A 20445-nucleotide genomic window follows, 5' to 3' on the forward strand; every position below is an offset into this window, starting at 1 on the left:
TAACATATGAATTCCACCTTCCAATTTTTATGGTAATACAATACAATAATAACCAATTGATAGACAACTAACAACATATTTTGATAAATTTTCTAATTACTTCAAACTACTTTTCTTATTTATGACAAAATTTTTCGATTATAATTGTAGTAATTGTTACTTTTTTCTTATTCGAAAATAATTTATTTATCCATAAAAAGTAAATAAAAGATAGAAATAAGGTCAATTCACTCTTCCTAAAGTACTACTTGCTCAAGTATGATATAGAGTGAATACATAAAGGAGTGAACACAATTGCAACAAACTGAGAAAATCATTCAATCTCTTCATTCAATAACAAAGTGGGGAAAGGTTGGGAGCATCTTTCTTTATATTTCAGGTGGTCTATCCATCCTCAGTGGATTTTGGCTTGTTCTTCCTGCTGCCATTGGCGTTTTTCTGATTATGATGGGAATTCATGTCCAAAAATCCGTGAAAGCAGCTGAACAATTGATTCAAGCGCCTGATACTTCTTACGAAGAATTATTGGAACAATATGCCAAGATGATGAAAATGCAGACACTTTTTGCCATTTCAAGTATTACCGCAGTTATTCTCTCATTCATCGCTATCGTTTTGATGTTTATACTAGGCGGGCTAGCCTTTCTCCAAGAGCTTCCTACCGATGTCCAACAGTACGAAGATTATTACGAAGAAGAACTTGGTGACTTTTATTAATAGAAAGGGGTATCAATAAAATGCGATACCCCTTTTTTATTTGAGTTGGCATAGCCTTGATACTAAACTTGACAATCAGCCTTTATCATTTTAAAATACAAATCGTAATCATTACGGAATAAAGGAGGGTTATAGCACTTATGCGCGTGAAAATCACCTTAGCCTGTACAGAAACAGGTGACAGAAACTATATCACTACAAAAAATAAACGAACGAACCCAGACAGATTGGAGTTAAAAAAATATTCTCCACGATTAAAGAAATACACCCTTCATCGGGAAACAAAATAATTTTTGGGATTCAAATCGTAAAAATTACTATTTAAGCGAGGCGGCATACAAAATGATTATGTTCAAAAGGACTAAACCAAATGGATAAGAGAATACCTGTCACAGTTCTAAGCGGCTTTTTAGGAGCTGGAAAAACCACGATATTAAATCATGTTCTACAGAATCGTAAAGGGCTAAAAGTAGCTGTTATTGTCAATGACATGAGCGAAATAAATATTGATGCAGAATTAGTTAAGCAAGGCGGAGAACTCTCTCGATCAGATGAGAAACTGGTTGAACTATCTAATGGTTGTATTTGTTGCACATTGAGAGAAGATTTATTAATTGAAGTAGAACGCCTTTGTAAGGCTGGGAATATCGATTATATTGTCATTGAATCTACAGGTATTAGTGAACCAATTCCTGTCGCTCAAACTTTCTCTTACATTGATGAAGAAATGGGCATAGATTTGACACGTTTTTGCAGATTAGACACGATGGTAACGGTGGTAGATGCAAACCGTTTCTGGACAGATTTCCAGTCAGGAGAAAGTTTATTGGATCGTAAAGAAGCAGTTTCAGATGATGATGAACGAGAGATTTCCGATTTACTTATTGATCAAATTGAATTTTGTGATGTGCTCATTATCAATAAATGTGATCTTGTATCGGTATCAGAACTAGATCGGCTTGAGCACGTGCTAACCAAACTTCAACCAGAAGCAGCCATTATTAGAACCTCTAAAGGTAACGTACAGCCTAGTGATATTTTGAATACTGGTTTATTCGATTTTGAAAAATCTAGTGCTTCTGCGGGCTGGATCAAAGAAATCAATGCTGGACACTCTCAGCATACGCCTGAAACAGAAGAATACCAAATCTCATCTTTTGTTTATGAAAGAAGGCTTCCTTTTCATACTGGCAGACTGAATGCATGGTTAGATCAAATGCCAGAGCAGATTGTTCGAGCGAAAGGATTTACATGGCTAGCGACACATCATGATTTAACCATTTTAATTTCACAAGCCGGAAAATCTGTTGCAATTGAACCAATCGCATACTGGATTGCTGCCTTGCCTGAGCAAGAACGATCACGGATCTTAAATCAGGAACCAGAAATTTTAGATGAGTGGGATGCAGAGTTTGGTGATCGACATACAAAACTTGTCTTTATCGGTGTAGATTTACCTAAAGCAGATATTATTCGTACACTAGATCAATGCTTACTCACACCTGAAGAATTTGATCAAGATTGGACAACGTTTGAAGACCCCTTTCAATGGAACATACACACTTAAAGCAGGAGGGTTTTAAATGGCAAAGAAATCAAAAATAGCAAAAGAAAAAAAGCGGCAGCAGCTCGTTTTGAAATATGCACAATTAAGGAAAGAGCTAAAAGAAAAAGGTGACTATGAAGCTTTGCAGAAACTACCTAGAGACTCTTCACCCACTCGCTTAAAAAACCGCTGTGAATTAACTGGCCGTCCTAGAGGTTACTTGAGAAAATTTAAAATGTCTCGAATTGCTTTTCGTGAGCTTGCCTATAAAGGACAGATTCCAGGAGTGAAAAAATCGAGTTGGTAAAGATTGATTTGATCTTAGCATAGTTCCTGTCAATGTAAAGCAGGACAAAATGGATAAAAATCTTTTTTTCATCCTTACTCCGTCAATTTTGAGGTACAAAATAGCATTTTAAAAAAACAGCAGAATCTCTGCTGTTTTTTATGGGGATGAGCTTATAGGAAAGATTGTCCTGATGTTAAAAGAAGATTTTCAACAGTGATTATAGCATTTTCTCTTCTTTTCAAAAATCGATGATCATGATACTTTGTTGTCATTACCCGCCGATGTAGGACATCTCAACTTTTTTCTGATCTTTCTTTTGCTCTCTCTCAGCTGAATATTGATCCTGTCTGTTTGACCAAAGTTCCTTCAATATGTTCACTAGATATTCATCATTTTCTGAATTACGGATGAATCGTCTCAGATCAAAACCCGATGATGCAAAAAGACATGTGAATAATTCGCCACGTGCAGATAGTCTAGCTCTATTACACGATCCACAAAAAGCATCTGAAACGGAAGAAATAATGCCAATCTCTCCTGACCCATCCTCATAAAAATAACGCTTGGCTACTTCACCTTGATATCGAGGGGGTTCTGGTTTGATAGGGTATTTTGAATGAATTAGCTCCATAATTTCTTTTTTCGTCAATACATGCTTGAGATTCCATTTGTTCGTATTGCCAACATCCATGAATTCAATAAATCGTAGAATGTGTCCTTCTTTTTTAAAATAGGCTGCCATTGGTAAGATATCTTGATCATTCACACCTTTTTGGACAACCATATTGATCTTAATAGCAAGTCCAGCTTTTTTTGCAGCCTCTATCCCATCAAATACTTTTTGGATAGAAATGTGTCTTCCATTCATCTGCTTAAAACGATCTGGATTTAAAGAATCTAAACTAATGGTGACTCTATTCAGACCTGCTTTCTTTAGCTTATCTGCGTACAAAGGTAACAGCGTTCCATTGGTTGTCATCGCGATGTCTTCAATACCTGGAATTTTTGCGAGTTTTTCTATCAAAACGGGCAAATCTTTACGCATTAAAGGTTCACCACCCGTAATACGTAATTTCACCACACCTAATTCCTTTGCAAAAAGCGCAGCAAGTCGTTCAATTTCCTCAAAGCTAAGCAGCTCTTCTTTATCTAAAAAAGGATAATCTGGTCCAAAGATTTCAGCAGGCATACAGTACGTACATCTAAAATTACAGCGATCTGTTACGGATATTCTTAAATCGCGCAATGGTCGATGTCTTTTATCCAAAATACTGACCATACTTAGCCTCCTATTCTGTAATACGCTGATGATGAGTATAGATATTAAAAGATTCTCCTCTTACGAATCCAACTGTTGTTATATTTAATTCTTCTGCCATTTTAAGTGCTAACTCAGTAGGAGCTGATTTTGATATGACAATTGATACCCCTAATTTTGCTGCCTTCAACAGAACTTCAGACGATATCCGGCCGCTAAATACAAGGATTTTATCTCTCAGTGGGATTTTATGAAGTAAACAATATCCATAGATTTTATCCAACGCATTATGCCGTCCTATATCCGTCCTAGTGATGAATAGCTTTTCTGTATCACATAGTCCAGCATTATGGACACCACCAGTATGTTGAAATAACTGACTTTCCTCCTGTAAACATTTCATTAAATGAATACAAGTTTCAGCAGAAATACTGATTCGGTCAATGGCTGTTTTTGCCGTCTTCACATCTTGGAGAAAATAAAAATGTCTTCCTTTCCCACAGCAAGATCCGATCACTCGTTTTGTAAAATCTGAGGATTGGAACTGAGTTGAGTGATGTAAGTCAACATATGCAAAACCCATACTTTCATCTATTGTAAACCTTTTAATCTCTTTTTCAAATCGAATGACTCCTTCTGAAGCTAAAAAACCGATCACCAATTCTTTCAAATGATCCGGTGAACAAACGAGTGTGACAAACTCTTCACCATTCACCAGCACGGTTAAAGGGAATTCTTCTACAACTTCATCTGTTTTACATGTCATTTGACCACTGCGATATTGGTGTATGCGTCGTTTCGTTTTAACAGAAGGATTCATGATCTGATCTTCCTTTCAACACAAATTTAGTTATATGAACCAGACGAATTGTGATATTATTTTAAAAAGTCATAAAAATGTAACATATTTCTATCTTATCAAACTTTTTGTTTGCTTTATATGGAGGGAACACAATGAACAAAACAAAAAACCGTTGGCTTATCGCTACAAGTGCTGTGGGGATTCATTTATCTATCGGATCTGTTTATGCATGGAGTGTTTTTACGAATCCTTTACATCAAACCTTTCAATGGTCATTAACAGAAATAAGCCTGACATTTAGCATCGCTATTTTATTTTTAGGTTTATCGGCTGCCTTTATGGGGCATTTCGTTGAAAAGTATGGGCCGAGGACATCAGGGCTCTTCTCAGCTATTTTCTTCGGCATTGGGATGACTGGATCAGGGTTTGCTGTTCACATGTCTTCATTACCTCTCCTCTATTTATTTTATGGTGTACTCGCTGGAATCGGATTAGGTGTAGGCTATATTGCACCAGTTTCAACATTAGTCAAATGGTTTCCAGATCGAAGAGGACTCGCAACGGGTTTAGCCATTATGGGTTTTGGATTTGCTTCTCTGATTTGCAGTCCCATTATTCAATTTCTCATTGAAAAAGTTGATATTGCAAATACCTTCTATATTCTCGGAATCTCTTATTTTATCATCATGGTCGTTTCATCTCTTTATTTATCACCACCAACACCTGATGATGTCAAACAATTTAACGTGCTAAAAACAAGCCAAAGGAAAATTCCTCAAGATTTATCACAGCTCACAGCAAATGAAGCCATTAAAACACGGCGTTTTTATTATTTGTGGGTCATGCTCTTTATTAATATTACATGCGGAATTGCCATTATTTCTGTAGCATCACCGCTTGCTCAAGAAAGTGTTGGTTTCACGGCCGGTGCAGCAGCTACTCTTGTTGGAATTTTAGGTGCCTTCAATGGGCTAGGACGGATCGGATGGGCATCTTTCTCTGATTATATTGGAAGGCCAAATACGTATACGATTTTCTTTACTATACAGCTCATTGCTTTTCCCTTACTTCCCTACTTAAAAGATCCGCTCATCTTTTCAATCGTGATGGCGATCATTTATACGTGCTACGGAGGAGGGTTTGCTTCAATTCCAGCCTATATAGGAGATTTATTTGGTACGAAGCAGCTAGGTGCTATACACGGTTATATTCTCACCGCTTGGGCCGCTGCTGGTTTAGCAGGACCTTTATTTTCCTCCTTTATTCGTGACATTACAGGCAATTACACACAAAGTCTCATGGTCTTCTCTGGCCTATTTTTCATTGCGTTTATCATATCTCTTCTCATTCGGAAGGATATTAAACAACTTCGTGAATCAAATCTTACTGCTCCTTCTTCTGTCACGGTCCGCTCTTAATATGAATTTGACAGAATGACAATCTACAGGTAATTTTTAGATATGAAAACGCTTTACAAAGTAATAGGAGGGTGACGATATCATGGGAAAAACAAAACACAAGGGGCCTATTAAACTCAACAAAAAACCCTCACCAAAGCTATGGGCCTCTTTTGCTCCTATGGGGCTTGGAAAAGTAAAACCGAAACACATTCGAGACACAATGAAAGTGGCATGGGAGAACAAAGATAACCTCCCCTATGCGTACCGTATATTGACTCAGGGCGTTTGTGACGGCTGTGCTCTTGGTGTATCAGGTTTATACGATCAAACACTAGCAGGACCCCATATATGCACAACAAGACTGAATGTGCTACGGCTTAACACAATGCCAGCTATTGATCCAAAATGGTTCGAAGATATTGAGCGGCTCAAACAAATGGATAGCACGTCTCTTCGAAAACTTGGGCGTATTCCTTATCCCCTGATTCGAAAAAAAGGTGAGAATGCCTTTACACGCATTTCTTGGGATGGTGCATTAGATCAAATCGCCGCTAAAATCAAATCGATTGATAAACGTCAGCTTGCTTTCTATTTAACAGCTAGAGGGATTACGAATGAAGTGTACTATACTGCGGCGAAAGCTGCGCGATATATTGGAACAAATCATATCGATAATGCTTCTCGTATTTGCCATTCACCAAGCAAAACCGCTCTTAAACGCTCCCTTGGTATAGGTGCATCCAGCTGTAATTACAGTGATTGGATTGGAACAGATGTATTGATTTTTTGGGGCTCTGTTGCAGCAAACAACCAGCCGGTTTCCACTAAATATATGTACGCCGCTAAAAAGAAAGGAACCAAGATCATTGTCATCAATCCATATAAAGAGCCTGCAATGGAAAAATATTGGGTCCCTTCTATCCCAGAAAGTGCTTTATTCGGCACAAAAATAGCGGATGATTTTTATCAAGTCAATATAGGCGGCGATATTGCGTTTATGAATGGTGTCATCAAACATTGGTTTGAAATGGAAGAGCAAGCGCCTCATTCCGCTCTTGACCATGAATTTATCCAAGCGCATACAACCGGCATAAAAGATGTAAAGCAGCATGTCACTCAGTTAAAATGGTCGGATCTCGAAGCATCGTCAGGCTTATCTAAAGAAAGAATGAAGGAATTCGCTGTACTTCTTTCCAATGCCAATTCAGGCGTGTTTATTTGGAGTATGGGTCTCACTCAGCATCGCTTTGCAACTGATAATATATCACAAGTCGCAAACCTTGCCATGTTACGCGGATTTATTGGCAGAAAACATTGTGGCGTTATGCCTATTCGTGGCCATAGCGGTGTCCAAGGTTCAGGCGAAATGGGTGCCGATCCATTCGTATTGCCCGGCAGTGATTTTGATGAAGAGAATATTAAAAGAATCGAGAAGATATGGGGATTTGATATTCCAAAATGGCATGGTGACACGATTGGGCAATCATTTGAAAAAATGGCTCTTCCAAAAGAACACCCGCAAAAGCTGAAGATGCTGTTTACTAGCGGTGGAAACTTTTTAGAAACGATGCCAAATCCTGAAGCGATTGAAAAAGCACTATCCGAGCTTGAACTTCGTGTCCATCAAGATATTATTTTGAACACCTCTACACTGGTAGAAGCAGAAGAGACTGTGATTGTTCTGCCTGCAATGACAAGATATGAACAGCCAGGCGGCGGTACATCAACCAGTACGGAACGCATGGTGTATTTCAGTCCGGAAATTGAAGGGCCACGCATTGAAGAAGCCAGAGCTGAATGGGACATTTATATTGACCTAGCAAAAAGGGTTCGTCCAGAAGATGCGAAGCTGATTCATTTTGACCATGCTGAAGACATTCGTCGTGAGATTGCCATCGCAAATCGGAACTATGATGGGATCCAGCATTTGTGTCATAAAGGGGATGTCTTTCAATGGGGTGGCGCATGGCTTTGCGAAGATGGGGTGTGTCCAACACCGGATGGAAAAGGACACCTGCTCCCAGCACAGCTGCCCCAATATCGAAAAACTGAGGGGCATTTCAATATCACGACAAGACGAGGCAAGCAATTCAACTCTATGATTTACAGTGAAAAGGATGCCTTTAATGGCGGAAAGCGGCATTCTATCTTGATGAATGAAGAAGATGCGAAAGAGCTTTACGTCCAAGAAGGCGATCCTGTTGTCCTTTTCAATCAATATGGATCCTACCAAGGAGTTGCTCAATTCGGAGAGCTGAAACGTGGAAATATTGCAGTTTATTGGCCTGAAGGAAACGTGTTAATACCAAAAGGAGTTTACGAAAGCTATTCCCAGATTCCAGAATACAATACCACCGCGATATTAGAAAAAGCCGAAACCTTTCATGCAAGAAAAGATCAGCACTACGTGGAGAAACGGATTGATGAATTAGAAACGACTTTAAATTGATCCTTTATTAAAAAACAGCTGGGGGTTTCTCCCCAGCTGTCTATTCACATCTTATTGACCAAAAGAGTTCGCTTCTTTTTGAAGAATATGATTCAATTCTTCTGCATTTGCTGCTGGTTGATATTGTCCACCACCAGCTTTGGCAACAGATTTTAGACTTTTTGCTTCTTTTTCATTTACATCGAAGCCAATGATATTGACGATTGTGTCAATACCTTCTTCATGTAATTGCTTCGCTGCTTGTGATGGGCTTCCGCCACATGTTTCCTCACCATCGCTGACAACATATACAATATTTTTTCCTTCAGCTTGGTGATCTTCAAAATCTTGTTTCGTATCAGTTAATGCTTTGGCAAGTGGTGTCCAGCCTGTTGGACCATACACATTTAGCGCTTGTTGAAAGGCTGCTTGCTCATATGTTCCAAATCCATAAACTGCTTCGGAACTTGCACAAGAAACGGCTTTTCCTGCATTTTTATTCGTTCCTTCATGACCAAAAACACGAAGCAAGACTTGTGTATCTTCTGATAAAATACTTGCGAAACTTTGGATCGAGCGTTTTGCGATATCGATTTTCTTTTCGCCTTCAACCGATTGTGCCATGCTTCCGCTTAAATCAAGTAAAATCACCACATGAGCAGGCTCCTTTTTCGTTACAGCATGAGCTGGTGAAGAAAGAAGCAGAACAAGACTCGCTAAAATGGTTAATATAATATTTCTTTTCATTAAAAAATCTCCCTTTTTTTCATTTGTACAGAAAAAGAGAAACGAAAGCATCAATCAATCGTTTCCCTTTTCTTCAGCAAGTTATTCGTGTAGTTTTAATGATTCTGCTGTAAGGATAGAACCCATTTCTTTCCCAGTGCTTGCTTGGTAGTAATGACCTTTACCAGCTTTAGCTACTTGCATCAATTGACCTTCATAGCCATCGTTAAAGTCTAATCCAATCACATTGACTACAGTAGATCCCTTTGAGTTATGAAGCTCTTTCGCTACTTTCACTGGATCTCCACCACAAGTTTCTTCACCATCAGTAATTAAGTACACAATGTGTTTTGTTCCTTTATGAAGCTGCTTATCTGCTTGCTTTGCACTTTCAAGAGCACGTGCAATCGGTGTCCAGCCATTTGGTCCAAGACCGTTTAGAGAGTTTTCGAAACTATCCTTTTCATAAGGCTGAACGCCATAAACGCCTCTAATGACTTCACATGATTGAGCTTTACCTGAGTTTTTGTTGTTTCCTTCAGACCCAAACAAACTCATACGGATTTTAGCATCTTTCGGAAGAGACTGAGCAAATTTAAATACCTCTTGTTTTGCTAAATCGAATTTGCGCTCTCCATCCACTTTTCTTGCCATACTTCCACTTGCATCAAGTAAGATGGTCACTCTTACATCTTTCTTATGTTTTTTGGCTGATGCTGCTTCTGCAAATACTGGTGAAGAGATTGACATTGATAATGTCAATACAGCTAAGGTTACGAGTGTAAATACTTTTTTCAACATGCTTTTCCTTCCTCCTTATGTATTTGATTGAAACATCTTAATCGTAAAATATTCTGTCTTGGAATGGTATAGGACTCGATCCCTTTTTCTCTTTTATCAAAATCACTAAAATTCTGTCAGATGTCTAGATATTTTCACCTAAAGACTCTTTTGTCACCCTCGTTTTCTCATTCTTTCGAGGGGCTTTGTATCGGCCATCGGTTCTTGTCGGGATGTAAATGTTTAAGATTTCCTGAGGTGCGTCTTAAGTCGCAATTTGTCACATTCTGTTCAAACCTCTTCACACTTAAAAAAAGATGCCCACATTTTGAGGCATCTTTGCTTTTATTTCTTAGCCATATATGTGTTCAGAAAGCGATCAGCTGATTCAATTTTTATCCCTTGATAATAATGTTTCACGATCGCCTCTACTTTTTTACCTGACTGTGCCATATAATGTGCACCATACTGACTCATGCCCACACCATGGCCATACCCTTTTGTCGTAATCACGATTTGCTGACCCTTTCGTTCCCATGTAAAGTCCGCAGAGTGCAATCCTAGTGATTCGCGAATGTCTCTACCCGACAATGTTTTTCCGTTAATGACGGCTTTGGCTACTTGATTGCCTGGTGTACGTTCTACAATTTCTCCCACCTGCTGCTGGCCAAGGGTCACACCCAGTTTTTGCTGAAATTCGCTCACTGTGATGGTTTTCTTGTTTTGGAATTTGGGTGATTTTTCGTCCCATTTACTTGAGACGCTTTTCAAATAAGGGATTTCATTTTTCCAATAAGCTTCTGCATTTTCGGTTTTCCCATTACTTGTTGAAAAGAAGGAAGCATCAATTGGTTTTTCGTCATACGTCAGTACTTTCCCTTGTGTACTGGCGACAGCTTCTGTGACCTTTTTTAATTTCCAATTGTACGCTTTTCCCCAAATTTTCTTCAGTTCCTGTTTATTTTTGTACACTTGGAACATTTGAGTGTCATCTACAAGAGAACCTTGTGGAGATTTGACGGTTTTATCAATGATCATTTGTCTGACGATATACGTTCTAGCGGCGAGTGCCTGTGCCTTGAGCGCCTCAATTTCAAAATCGGCTGGCATTTCAGAAGCGACGACACCGATCACATACTCTTCTAAGGGGATGTTTTCTACCTGCTGATGCGCTGAACGGTAGACGGGAATGGAGACGGGTGATTGTTTCAATTTGACTGAACCTTTCACTTCTTTTTTAACTGATGGTTCTGCTGCTACGTGTTGGCTGGCCGCTGGTTTTCCTTGGAACGTTGGCAACACGAGTAAGGTTGGAATCATTAAAATGATGATGCAAATTCCTGCGATTGTCCATATCATTGGTTTCATATTGGCTGCCCCCATTTGTCATTGAATCTCTTTTATCCTATGGGCAAGGACAAGCTAATATGACAGCTTCTTTCATTCATTGGACAAGTCTTTTGGTGATACGCTCGTGCTCTTCATCATTTGATTGACTGTTCGTCTTTATGAATAAAATTTAAAATGATTGGATACACTAATGATAAGCTTTTGAAAATGCAACCAGTCTATGATTCTAAAAAAAAATCAGCATGCCCAAATGGACACACTGATTTCTTTTATCATTACGCGTTCAGATCTGATACAACTTGTTCTTGTGTCACATCTGCTGATTCATCATTTACTCTTTCAATGTCTGCACCGATTGCTGCTAGTTTTTGGTGGAAGTTCACATATCCACGATCAATATGCTTCAATTCAGTGACACGTGTATGACCTTCTGCCACTAATCCAGCAAGTACAAGTGCTGCTCCTGCTCTTAAATCAGTCGCTGCCACTTCAGCACCTTGAAGTTGAACAGGTCCATTGATAATCACAGAGCGACCCTCAATTTTAATATCGCCATTCATGCGGCGGAATTCTTCAGCATGCATAAAACGATTTTCAAACACAGTTTCTGTGATCATGCTTGTTCCGTTCGCACGAAGCAATAGCGCCATCATCTGAGATTGCATATCCGTTGGGAACCCAGGATGCGGCATTGTTTTTAGATCGATTGGCTTGAGCTCAGATGGTCCAATGACTCTTAAACCTTCTTCTTCTTCAATGATCTGAATACCCATTTCTTCCATTTTTGCCACAAGTGAAGTCATGTGCTCAGGCACAGCGCCTTTTACAAGAACATTTCCTTCAGTAATGGCTGCTGCCACCATAAACGTACCAGCTTCAATTCGGTCAGGGATGATGTTGTGTTTTGCACCGTGAAGTGTTTCTACACCTTCGATTTTGATTGTACCAGTTCCAGCCCCGCGAACCTTACCGCCCATGGCATTGATGTAGTTTGCCAAGTCAACAATTTCAGGTTCTTTTGCTACGTTTTCTAAAATCGTCGTTCCTTCAGCCAATGCTGCTGCCATGATAATGTTTTCAGTTGCCCCTACACTTGGGAAATCCAAATAGATTTTTGCACCTTTTAAACGGCCATTTACTTCAGCCTCGATGAAACCATTACCTACTTGAATTTTAGCTCCCATTGCTTCAAAGCCTTTTAAATGCTGATCAATTGGTCTTGAACCAATCGCACAACCACCAGGTAATGCAACTCTTGCATGACCTGTTCTAGCTAAAAGTGGTCCCATGACGAGCACAGATGCTCTCATTTTACGGACGTACTCAAACGGAGCCTCAGTTTCTAGTGCATGAGATGCATCTACTGATACTTCGTTATTTTCAAAATGTACTTCTGCTCCTAAATGACGTAACACTTCATTGATTGTATATACATCGGAGAGCGTAGGTACATCACAAATTACGCTTTTTTCTGTACTTGCTAACAAAGATGCAGCGATAACTGGTAAAACGGCATTTTTTGCGCCTTCTACTTTAACTGTGCCGTTTAACTTTTGACCGCCGCGGACGATGATTTTTTCCAAGGTCTTCCCCTCCGCGTCCCAAATTCTCTATATTAATATTCAGTCGTTACGATTGGTGTGCCAACCGTAATCGTATGATTTTCGTTCATTTCCGAACTTCTGATGGCAATTTGAACATTCATTTTATCATTTGAAGTCATAATGAACTGTTCCCACTTCTCTGTGTAAGCGGAAAGCGACACAAAATTAGACTCAACGAGATACTCAACTGGTTTTGCTTGAAATTCATTTGCTATCATTTCAGCTTTTTTTTGCAAAACAACATCCATCATACCATTTACATGACCATCGAGACAAGTAAAAATCACAAATTTTTCTTGTAATATGCTTTTTGCATGACGTACGAACTGATCATATGTATGCTCCCAGGTATTCAGTGGGCGAGCACCTTTTTGCTCATATAATAAATACGACTTTTGGTTTGATTTTGTGTCGGTCTTCACGAGTAAAATTTTCGATAATGTATCATTTTTTTCATCTTTGTAAATTCCTGTGACTTTGGTGACATGTTTCTCTTTTTTTTCGGTCCACTCATACTGTCGTAGTTCGACTTTCAAACGTTTCACTTTTTTTGAAAATTGTTCGGATGAAATGTCTATATTTGTTTTGGCATGAAGCGTCCATCCACTTACTTCGATTTGCTGGTTTTTCATACCTTCTGCTATTTGGGCAAGCGTGGATGTTTCTTCCGCCCGAACACCTTGAATCATCAGAACAAAAAAAAGAATAAATGCAAATAATGGCCAACCTTTTAAATACTTTCTCACTTGTCATTCCCCCTTGCTACAAGTGTTGCCGCAAGGAGATCAATGCATACGTGGAAAAGTCATCAAAGGCCATATTTTTGACACTTCTTTTTACGTTCCCGCAGAAGGCAGTGACCAAACCTTTTATGTTAAAACATATAAGGGATTTGTCTGGAGAAATTTAAATAATCAAGGAAGAAATTGCTGACTGCCGATGCAATAGCAATCGTGAGCAGCATCATGAGCAATCTAGCTTGAATAATTTTTCCTTTTTTAATCAGTGGATCAATATTCACCGCAAGCAATGCCCACCACGTAATGGCGATAAAAAATAGGTGGATCACAATACTGACAATTGCTTGTTGTCCTACGTCTTCCATACACTTGAATCCTCCTTTTATTGATTTCTGTAAAGGAAAACTCCCTTTCATTATATCCTCCAAAATCGGAAAGATGAATCATTTGGAAAAAAGAGCTACATTTAGAGTGAATCCCCTCTTATTCTGATGCGAAGGAGATGATATACTGCGGTGGAAGGAGCTGATCATATTTGAAAGATTCTTTTCCTGACTTTGTTGATTTGTACGGAGAACTGGTTCCCTCATTTGAACATGAATGGGAAGCCATTGCTTACTACTTTGATTATAGACAGACACAGCTAGAAGAATTAGCACAATTGTGTCATTTTCATAACATTTCTTTGGATTACTCAGAGGAAAGCCTTTATCAGTTAGAGTCATTATACTTCGATGCCTTCCGTCAGCAGCTTTTTGCTGAGTGGAAAATGCCTATTGATGCATTGGAAGCGATGTTGAGTGTGTACATGGGAGAGGTTGTCATCAAGCATCATTCAGATGCTGATTGGGTCGTGCGGCCTTATATGGACTCTTCGCATCAATATACCCTTGGCTTGCGCCGAAACAATAAAACGTGGCATAGTACGCATTTTTGCGAGCATTTATATCTTGAAAAGCAAGCATCTCATCCGTATGTGTCGATGTATCAGTCTCTCATGTAATCCTTAAAAAAATCCTTCTTATCGCAATGATAAGAAGGATTTTCTGTTTTATTTCCCTGCTACATTTAAACGGTTTAATGCCCGTTTTAATGCGAGTTCCGCCCTGCGTACATCACTTTCATTCGGGTGGTTCAAATGCTCTTCAGCACGCTGTTTCGCTGACTTTGCACGATCGACATCAACTTTGTCTGATGTTTCAGCAGCCTGAGCAAGAATGGTTACTTTTTCGGGGCGAACTTCAACAAATCCACCGCTTACTGCAACCAATTCAGTTGATCCACTATGTTTTAAGCGAACTGCACCGATTTTTAGCGGAGCAACCATTGGAACGTGGCCAGCTAAAATCCCAAGCTCACCGCTTTCTGCTCTTACACTGACCATTTCCACATCCGCTTCATACACTGGGCCGTCGGGAGTAACGATATTGACTTGAACGGTCTTCATGCTTTTACCCTCCTAAGGACCAGATTAGGCCTCTACACCCATCTCTTTGGCTTTTTCAACCACTTCTTCAATGCGGCCGACTAAGCGGAATGCATCTTCTGGAAGGTGATCGTATTTACCAGATAAGATTTCCTTGAAGCCTTTAACAGTTTCTTGCAATGGCACATAAGAACCTTTTTGGCCAGTGAACTGTTCTGCTACGTGGAAGTTTTGAGATAGGAAGAATTGAACACGACGAGCTCTGTGTACCACAAGCTTATCGTCCTCAGATAATTCATCCATACCTAAAATGGCAATGATATCTTGCAATTCTTTATAACGTTGCAATGTTTGCTGAACTTCACGCGCGATCGCATAATGCTCTTCGCCAACAATCTCAGGTGCAAGGGCACGAGATGTTGAAGCAAGTGGATCTACCGCTGGGTAAATCCCCATCTCTGTCAACTTACGCTCAAGGTTTGTCGTTGCATCAAGGTGAGCGAACGTTGTAGCTGGAGCTGGATCTGTATAGTCATCCGCAGGTACATAGATCGCTTGAATCGATGTAACCGATCCTACGTTTGTAGACGTGATACGCTCTTGAAGCTGACCCATTTCTGTTGCAAGAGTTGGCTGATAACCTACCGCTGAAGGCATACGTCCAAGAAGGGCTGATACTTCAGAACCTGCTTGTGTAAAACGATAGATGTTATCGATGAAGAACAATACGTCTTGACCTTGTTCATCACGGAAATGCTCTGCCATTGTCAAACCAGTTAGAGCTACACGCATACGTGCACCTGGTGGCTCGTTCATTTGGCCGAAGACCATCGCTGTTTTTTCGATAACGCCAGAATCTTTCATTTCGTAGTAAAGGTCATTTCCTTCACGTGTACGCTCTCCAACACCAGCGAATACAGAAATACCGCCGTGTTCTTGTGCGATGTTGTTGATCAATTCTTGAATCAGAACGGTTTTACCAACACCGGCTCCACCGAATAGACCGATCTTTCCACCTTTGATGTAAGGAGCAAGAAGGTCAACAACTTTGATACCTGTTTCAAGAATTTCAACTTCTGTAGAAAGTTGATCAAAAGAAGGCGCTTGTCTGTGGATTGGGTCTCTTTGCGCTTCCACACCAAGTGGCTCATCTAAGTCAATGTTATCTCCCAGTACGTTGAATACACGTCCAAGTGTTACGTTACCAACTGGTACTGAAATTGGTTTTCCAAGGTCTACAGCTTCCATACCGCGCTTCACACCGTCTGTTGATGCCATTGCGATGGTTCTCACTGTATCATCACCTAAATGTAGTGCTACTTCTAAAGTTAAGTCGATATCAACTTCACTTTCGCTTTCCGCTTTATGCGAAACTTTGATCGCATTATAAATCTCAGGCAAGTGACCGTCTTCAAAACGAACGTCTACGACTGGTCCCATGATCTGACTGATGCGTCCTGTTTTCATTGCATTCCCTCCTGACAATTATTTCTATTCTAAGGCAGCTGCTCCGCCGACAATTTCTGTAATCTCTTGTGTAATCGCTGCTTGACGAGCACGGTTGTAAGAGAGTGTCAGGCTGTCGATCAATTCTTTTGCGTTGTCTGTTGCACTCTTCATTGCTGTCATCCTTGCAGCATGTTCACTTGCTTTGCTGTCAAGAAGCGCACCGAAAATCAAACTCTCTGCATATTGAGGAAGGAGAACTTCAAGAATTTCTTCTTCAGAAGGCTCAAACTCATAAGATGCGGAACGTTTATTTGGTGTCGCTGCGGCCGAAAGGTCCGTTAGCGGCAATAATTTTTTCTCTGTTACTTCTTGTGAAATGGCACTGACGAAATGGTTATAGAACATGTAAAGCTCATCAAACGCTTCATCAGAGAACATTTGCACTGTACTGCTTGCTAATTCTTTAATATCAGCAAACGCTACTTCGTCTCCAAGCCCTGTTACTTCAGAAATAACTGGAATACCACGCTTTTTGAAGAAGTCGCGTCCGATTTTACCAATCACAATCACCGCATATTCATCAGCAGATTGATGACGAGATTGAATGGCTTGGTAAGCGGCACGTAAAATCGAGCTGTTAAAAGGTCCTGCAAGTCCTCGATCAGATGTAATGACGAGATACCCTGTTTTCTTAACAGGTCTTGAAAGAAGCATTGGGTGCTTAGCACTTGTTCCAGTTGCGATTGCCGCAACGACTTCTTGGATTTTCTCCATGTAAGGAACAAAGGACTTCGCATTATTTTCAGCACGATTCAGTTTCGCAGCTGATACCATTTGCATCGCTTTTGTGATCTGACTCGATTTTTTTGTTGACGTGATCCTTGACTTAATATCGCGTAATGAGGCCAAAGATTTCACCACCTTTTTTCAGGAATCCGTGTTCATTTACGTGAAAAGAGAGAAAAAGAGAATCTTTTTCTCTCGGAAAGATTACTAATTAGTTGCTTGGTGCAAACGTACGTTTAAAGCCTTCGATCGCTGCTTTCCACTCTTCATCAGCAGGCATGTTTCCTGTTTGAGAGATTGTGTCAAACAAGTCTTTATGGTTTTCTTCAATGTACATGAATAACTCAGCTTCAAAGCGTTTGACATCAGCAATCGCTACATCATCTAAGTATCCTCTTGTCAGTGCATAAAGAATCGCTACTTGTTTTTCAACTTTCAGCGGTTTGTTCAAGTCTTGTTTTAAGACTTCAACTGTTCTAGCACCACGGTTTAATTTGGCTTGAGTCGCTTGGTCTAGATCAGATCCAAACTGAGCGAATGCTTCAAGCTCACGATAAGAAGCAAGATCCAGACGAAGTGTACCTGCTACCTTTTTCATCGCTTTGATTTGTGCAGAACCACCTACACGAGATACAGACAATCCTGCGTTTACCGCTGGACGTACGCCTGAGAAGAAGAGATCAGATTGTAAGAAGATCTGTCCATCTGTGATTGAGATAACGTTTGTTGGGATATATGCAGAGATATCACCAGCTTGCGTTTCTACGAAAGGCAATGCTGTGATAGAACCGCCACCCTTTTCATCACTAAGCTTCGCTGCACGCTCTAATAAACGAGAGTGAAGGTAGAAAACATCACCAGGGAATGCTTCACGGCCTGGAGGACGACGAAGCAATAATGAAAGCTCACGGTAAGCTGCCGCTTGTTTAGAAAGGTCATCATACACAACAAGCACATGCTTGCCGTTATACATGAATTCCTCACCCATCGTTACACCTGCATAAGGAGCAAGGTAAAGAAGTGGAGCTGGCTGTGATGCAGAAGCTGTGACAACGATTGTATAGTCAAGCGCACCATGCTTACGAAGTGTTTCAACAACACCACGAACAGTTGATTCTTTTTGTCCGATCGCTACATAGATACAGATCATGTCTTGATCTTTTTGGTTAAGGATCGTATCAATTGCAACAGATGTTTTACCTGTTTGACGGTCCCCAATGATCAATTCACGCTGTCCGCGTCCGATTGGAATCAAGGCATCAATTGCTTTAATTCCCGTTTGAAGCGGCTCATGTACCGATTTACGATCCATAACGCCTGGTGCTTCACTTTCGATTGGACGTGTTTTGCTTGTTAAAATTGGACCTAGTCCATCAACAGGCTGACCAAGTGGGTTCACAATACGTCCGATTAACTCTTCTCCTACTGGAACCTCCATGATACGACCTGTACGTTTTACGTCGTCACCTTCACGGATATCTTTGTAAGGTCCTAAGATTACGATACCTACGTTAGACTCCTCAAGGTTTTGAGCCATACCCATTACACCGTTAGAGAACTCAACAAGCTCTCCTGCCATAATGTTGTCAAGGCCATGTACACGCGCGATACCGTCCCCTACTTGAATGACTGTACCGACATCTTTTACTTCAATTTCAGATTGATAGTTTTGGATTTGCTGCTTTATCAGCGCGCTAATCTCTTCAGCTTTGATACTCACTAAGGTTTCACCCCTTCTAACGATTTTCGCCTGCAAGCTGACGTTCAATGCGGGAAAGCTTTCCGCTGACACTGCCGTCATAAATGCGGTTTCCGATACGGATTTTCACTCCGCCTATTAGATCCTTGTCAATCACGTTTTCAACACGCAGTGATGTGACTCCGGCTTTTTTGGCAAATACTTCAGATAAAGATTGGATTTCAGCTCCGCTGAGCGGTTTAACTGAATACACGATCGCATCGTCTATTTGTTTCGTACGGTTTGCAAGTTTCACAAACTCAGACGCCATTTCAGGAAAAATATTCGTGCGCCCGCGGTCAATCAGTAAATACATTGTGTGCAAAACATATGTCGAAACACCTTTGAAAGCTTCTGCAATCAGATGTTTCTTTTTGTCTGCCGTAATCTTCGGATGAACAAGAAAGTCATTTAATTCTTGGTCAGCCTTCAGAACTTTTTTGATCTCATTCAGCTCTTTTTCAGTTTCGTCTACTGCCGAAGAAGCAAGAACGATGTCAAAAAGAGCAGAAGCGTAACGCTTAGAGACAATAGTCACGCTCATCGGCTTTCGCCTGCCTCTTTAAGATACTCTTGGATCAATTTCTCTTGTGCTTGCTCATCAAGTTCTTTTTCAATCACTTTAGAAGCAATTAATACAGATAGTGATGCAACTTGCTCACGCAGTGCAGCCACAGCTTGTTCTTTTTCTTTCACGATTTCAGTTCTAGCAGACTCTTTCAAGCGCTCTGATTCTTGACGCGCTGCTTGAATGATATCTTCTTTTTGTTTCTCACCAATCTTTTTCGCATTTTCGATGAGTGTATGTGATTCTTCGCGTGCTTCTTTCAATAAGACACGTTGTTCTTCAAGAAGCTTTTCAGCTTGAACGTGCTTTTCTTCAGCACTTGAAATTTCATTTCCTATATAATCTTCACGCTGTTTCATAATCCCTAATAAAGGCTTAAGCGCAAATTTCTTTAAAAGTGCAAGCAGGATGAGCATAGCGATCAGCTGGAATATGATATCTCCGGTGTTTAGACCTGCTCCTAAAACTACTGGTAACTGAGACATTTAGTACGGCAACTCCCTTCTTTAAATAATATGTTAAGAAACAAAACATAAAGGAATGGCGAAGTTTCGAACTAATCTGATCTTCGCCATTAAAATTCATATTAGAACGCTTCTCACATATTAACCAAAGAATGCCAAGAATGCGATAACGACAGCGATAATTGGAAGTGCCTCAACTAAAGCTACCCCGATGAACATAAGTGTTCTTAGTTCTCTACCAGCTTCTGGCTGACGAGCGATTCCTTCAACTGTTTTAGATACGATTAGACCGTTACCAATACCTGCTCCTAGTGCTCCTAAACCGATTGCAATTGCTGCTGCTATTAAATTCATTAAAAAGCTCCTCCTTTAAA

General features: G+C 40.1%; 22 protein-coding genes. 7 read left to right on the forward strand and 15 right to left on the reverse strand.

All coding sequences use genetic code 11. The features are described 5' to 3' along the window. Positions 1 to 294: 294 nt before the first annotated feature. The 4 genes from MHI41_RS17030 (at position 295) to rpsN (ending at position 2570) form a co-directional block, all read left to right on the forward strand. Positions 295 to 717 (forward strand): DUF5362 family protein, encoded by a 423-nt coding sequence (locus MHI41_RS17030; RefSeq protein WP_342494344.1) that lies wholly within the window; start codon positions 295 to 297, stop codon positions 715 to 717. 140 nt (positions 718 to 857) lie between these two features. Then, positions 858 to 1007, forward strand: coding sequence for a 50S ribosomal protein L33 (gene rpmG, locus MHI41_RS17035; protein ID WP_003214771.1), 150 nt, complete (start codon positions 858 to 860; stop codon positions 1005 to 1007). An 80-nt stretch (positions 1008 to 1087) separates the two neighbouring features. After that, entirely contained in the window at positions 1088 to 2284 is a 1197-nt protein-coding gene (locus tag MHI41_RS17040; RefSeq protein ID WP_342494345.1) for a GTP-binding protein, read from the forward strand. Positions 2285 to 2300: 16 nt separating this feature from the next. Next, positions 2301 to 2570, forward strand: coding sequence for a 30S ribosomal protein S14 (gene rpsN, locus MHI41_RS17045; RefSeq protein ID WP_008343369.1), 270 nt, complete (start codon positions 2301 to 2303; stop codon positions 2568 to 2570). 253 nt (positions 2571 to 2823) lie between these two features. Here the strand turns inward: rpsN and moaA are convergent, their stop codons facing one another. Both moaA and fdhD read right to left on the reverse strand, forming a co-directional pair. Further along, on the reverse strand, positions 2824 to 3831 hold the full coding sequence (gene moaA / locus MHI41_RS17050; protein WP_017360030.1) for a GTP 3',8-cyclase MoaA: 1008 nt from the start codon (positions 3829 to 3831) through the stop codon (positions 2824 to 2826). Between the two features lie 10 nt (positions 3832 to 3841). Further along, entirely contained in the window at positions 3842 to 4630 is a 789-nt protein-coding gene (gene fdhD / locus MHI41_RS17055) for a formate dehydrogenase accessory sulfurtransferase FdhD (protein ID WP_017360031.1), read from the reverse strand. A 134-nt stretch (positions 4631 to 4764) separates the two neighbouring features. On the opposite strand from fdhD, the gene MHI41_RS17060 reads away from it, so the two are divergent. Together MHI41_RS17060 and MHI41_RS17065 are read left to right on the forward strand one after the other, a co-directional pair. Then, entirely contained in the window at positions 4765 to 6030 is a 1266-nt protein-coding gene (locus tag MHI41_RS17060) for an OFA family MFS transporter (RefSeq protein WP_342494346.1), read from the forward strand. 82 nt (positions 6031 to 6112) lie between these two features. Beyond that, on the forward strand, positions 6113 to 8461 hold the full coding sequence (locus MHI41_RS17065; RefSeq protein WP_017360033.1) for an FdhF/YdeP family oxidoreductase: 2349 nt from the start codon (positions 6113 to 6115) through the stop codon (positions 8459 to 8461). A 51-nt stretch (positions 8462 to 8512) separates the two neighbouring features. On the opposite strand, the gene MHI41_RS17070 is transcribed toward MHI41_RS17065, so the two are convergent. From MHI41_RS17070 to MHI41_RS17095, 6 genes are all read right to left on the reverse strand, one after another. Beyond that, the gene (locus MHI41_RS17070) at positions 8513 to 9187 is read right to left on the reverse strand and encodes a VWA domain-containing protein (protein WP_026050166.1); all 675 of its coding nucleotides are present in this window, start codon (positions 9185 to 9187) and stop codon (positions 8513 to 8515) included. Positions 9188 to 9268: 81 nt separating this feature from the next. After that, positions 9269 to 9967, reverse strand: coding sequence for a VWA domain-containing protein (locus tag MHI41_RS17075; protein ID WP_080934067.1), 699 nt, complete (start codon positions 9965 to 9967; stop codon positions 9269 to 9271). A 324-nt stretch (positions 9968 to 10291) separates the two neighbouring features. After that, entirely contained in the window at positions 10292 to 11314 is a 1023-nt protein-coding gene (spoIID, locus tag MHI41_RS17080; protein ID WP_008343381.1) for a stage II sporulation protein D, read from the reverse strand. Positions 11315 to 11571: 257 nt separating this feature from the next. After that, a complete protein-coding gene (gene murA, locus MHI41_RS17085) occupies positions 11572 to 12879 on the reverse strand; it encodes a UDP-N-acetylglucosamine 1-carboxyvinyltransferase (protein WP_007497616.1) in 1308 nt (435 codons plus the stop codon). Positions 12880 to 12911: 32 nt separating this feature from the next. Next, positions 12912 to 13646, reverse strand: a complete 735-nt coding sequence (locus tag MHI41_RS17090) for a YwmB family TATA-box binding protein (protein WP_342494347.1) — start codon at positions 13644 to 13646, stop codon at positions 12912 to 12914. Positions 13647 to 13774: 128 nt separating this feature from the next. Further along, positions 13775 to 14005, reverse strand: coding sequence for a DUF1146 family protein (locus MHI41_RS17095; protein ID WP_008343389.1), 231 nt, complete (start codon positions 14003 to 14005; stop codon positions 13775 to 13777). A gap of 170 nt (positions 14006 to 14175) precedes the next feature. Here MHI41_RS17095 and MHI41_RS17100 point away from each other — a divergent pair, with 170 nt between their 5' ends. Next, positions 14176 to 14643 (forward strand): hypothetical protein, encoded by a 468-nt coding sequence (locus tag MHI41_RS17100; protein ID WP_342494348.1) that lies wholly within the window; start codon positions 14176 to 14178, stop codon positions 14641 to 14643. Positions 14644 to 14691: 48 nt separating this feature from the next. Here the strand turns inward: MHI41_RS17100 and MHI41_RS17105 are convergent, their stop codons facing one another. The 7 genes from MHI41_RS17105 to atpE form a co-directional block, all read right to left on the reverse strand. Then, complete coding sequence (locus MHI41_RS17105) at positions 14692 to 15087, reverse strand: F0F1 ATP synthase subunit epsilon (protein WP_008343393.1); 396 nt, start codon at positions 15085 to 15087, stop codon at positions 14692 to 14694. A gap of 24 nt (positions 15088 to 15111) precedes the next feature. Then, the gene (gene atpD, locus MHI41_RS17110; RefSeq protein ID WP_008343395.1) at positions 15112 to 16533 is read right to left on the reverse strand and encodes a F0F1 ATP synthase subunit beta; all 1422 of its coding nucleotides are present in this window, start codon (positions 16531 to 16533) and stop codon (positions 15112 to 15114) included. A gap of 24 nt (positions 16534 to 16557) precedes the next feature. Beyond that, positions 16558 to 17424, reverse strand: coding sequence for a F0F1 ATP synthase subunit gamma (locus MHI41_RS17115; protein WP_007497628.1), 867 nt, complete (start codon positions 17422 to 17424; stop codon positions 16558 to 16560). A gap of 88 nt (positions 17425 to 17512) precedes the next feature. Beyond that, positions 17513 to 19021, reverse strand: coding sequence for a F0F1 ATP synthase subunit alpha (gene atpA, locus MHI41_RS17120; RefSeq protein ID WP_008343398.1), 1509 nt, complete (start codon positions 19019 to 19021; stop codon positions 17513 to 17515). A 16-nt stretch (positions 19022 to 19037) separates the two neighbouring features. Further along, entirely contained in the window at positions 19038 to 19583 is a 546-nt protein-coding gene (locus MHI41_RS17125) for a F0F1 ATP synthase subunit delta (protein ID WP_007497632.1), read from the reverse strand. Continuing rightward, positions 19580 to 20092, reverse strand: a complete 513-nt coding sequence (gene atpF / locus MHI41_RS17130; protein ID WP_007497634.1) for a F0F1 ATP synthase subunit B — start codon at positions 20090 to 20092, stop codon at positions 19580 to 19582. The genes MHI41_RS17125 and atpF overlap by 4 nt, the downstream gene beginning before the upstream one ends. Positions 20093 to 20212: 120 nt before the next feature. Next, positions 20213 to 20425 carry a F0F1 ATP synthase subunit C gene (gene atpE / locus MHI41_RS17135; RefSeq protein WP_003214968.1) on the reverse strand — a complete coding sequence of 71 codons (213 nt, stop codon included), beginning with the start codon at positions 20423 to 20425 and terminating at the stop codon, positions 20213 to 20215. Positions 20426 to 20445: the final 20 nt, after the last annotated feature.

It is taken from the genome of Bacillus sp. FSL M7-0307 (assembly GCF_038627835.1).
GTDB lineage: Bacteria > Bacillota > Bacilli > Bacillales > Bacillaceae > Bacillus > Bacillus altitudinis.